Below are 1,506 nucleotides of genomic sequence, written 5' to 3'. Positions count from 1 at the left end.
CGATCCTAATGGGGACGTACCCGGTGGCTTTGGGCCATGGTGGTGCCTGAGTCCAGCCGGTGGGTGAGCACTCGTCGATCCCGATCCTTGAGGTCTACTCCTAGATCGTGCCCCCGCTGGTTGACCGGGAAGGTGTGGATGGCTGGTGGGATGACGGGCCCCGCGATAGCGGTGAGCACTGATCCATTAGGGCGCTGCAAACCTTCTCGTGGACGACAACAAGTCGAGCGGACAGGAGAGGTCCATGAAGTTGTACGTCGGGAACGATTGGGCCGAGGAGCATCACGACATCGCGCTCCTCGACGAGGAGGGACGGCTGCTGGCCACCCGCCGGCTCCCTGAAGGGGTCGCCGGGATCACGACCTTGCACGAACTGATCGGCCAGCACACCCGCCACTCCGAAGAGCCGCCACAGGTGGTCGTGGGCATCGAAACCGACCGCGGACCGTGGGTCCAGGCACTCCTGGCCGCCGGCTACCTCGTCTACGCGGTCAACCCGATGTCCGTGGCCCGCTACCGCGAACGGCACGTGACCTCGGGCGCGAAGAGCGACCCCGCTGATGCACGAGTGCTGGCCGACCTGGTCCGCACCGACGCCCACCGGCACCGTCCGATCGCCGGGGACACCGAGCTGGCCGAAGCGATCAAGGTCCTGGCCCGCTCGCACCAGTCGCTGTGCTGGATGCGGGGCCAGCAGGCCAACCAGCTGCGCTCGACGCTGCGCGAGTTCTACCCCGCAGCGCTGGCAGCCTTCGACGAGCTCACCCACCCCGACGCGCTCGCGGTGCTCGCGATCGCACCCACTCCCGCTCAGGGCAAGCGGCTGACCCGGGCCCAGATCACCGCCGCGTTGCGCCGTGGCGGACGACGCCGCTACCTGTCCCAGCGCACCGAGGAAATCCACGCGGCGCTACGAAGCGAGCACCTCGAACAACCGCCCCTGGTGGCCGACGCGTTCGGTGCCGGCGTCACCGCACTCGTCGGGGTCCTCACCGCCTCCATCCAGGCCACCGCGAGGCTGGAGCAGGAGCTCGAGGCCTCTTTTGGCCGGCACCCGGCCGCTGAGCTGATCCGATCCCAGCCCGGGCTCGGAACGGTCCTCGGCGCCCGGGTGCTCGCCGAGTTCGGGGACGACCCCGCCCGATACGCCGACGCCAAAGCCCGCAAGAACTACGCCGGCACGTCCCCGATCACCAAGGCCTCCGGGCAGAGCCACATCGTCCTGGCCCGCTACAAGACCAACAAACGACTCCGCGACGCCCTACGACAACAAGCCTTCTCCGCCCTCACCACCTCACCCGGAGCCCGCACGTTCTACGACGCGCACCGCGCCGCCGGCGACGGTCACGACAAAGCACTACGCGCGCTCGCCAACCGACTCGTCGGCATCCTGCATGGCTGCCTCAAGAACCACACCAACTACGACGAGCACACCGCCTGGGCCCACCGCACTGCCACAGCAGACCCCACCGCCGCTTGACGGCCTAGACCCGTGGGATGTCTAGG

1 protein-coding gene is annotated in these 1,506 nt (G+C 68.5%); it reads left to right on the top strand.

Annotated elements, in window-relative coordinates; translation table 11 throughout:
• Window positions 1-244 precede the first annotated feature (244 nt).
• Window positions 245-1,480 (top strand): IS110 family RNA-guided transposase, encoded by a 1,236-nt coding sequence (locus tag DAE25_RS22590; RefSeq protein ID WP_107768544.1) that lies wholly within the window; start codon window positions 245-247, stop codon window positions 1,478-1,480.
• Window positions 1,481-1,506 lie beyond the last annotated feature (26 nt).

This window comes from Nocardioides terrigena (assembly GCF_003047265.1).
Classification (GTDB): Bacteria; Actinomycetota; Actinomycetes; order Propionibacteriales; family Nocardioidaceae; genus Nocardioides; species Nocardioides terrigena.
Note: the sequence above shows the minus strand (reverse complement) of the source record. Positions and strands in the feature narration are given on the sequence as shown.

What these genes read in the sequence shown, in the direction of transcription:
- DAE25_RS22590 (WP_107768544.1), top strand. Translation starts at nt 245, where the DNA reads ATGAAGTTGTACGTCGGGAACGATTGGGCCGAGGAGCATCACGACATC.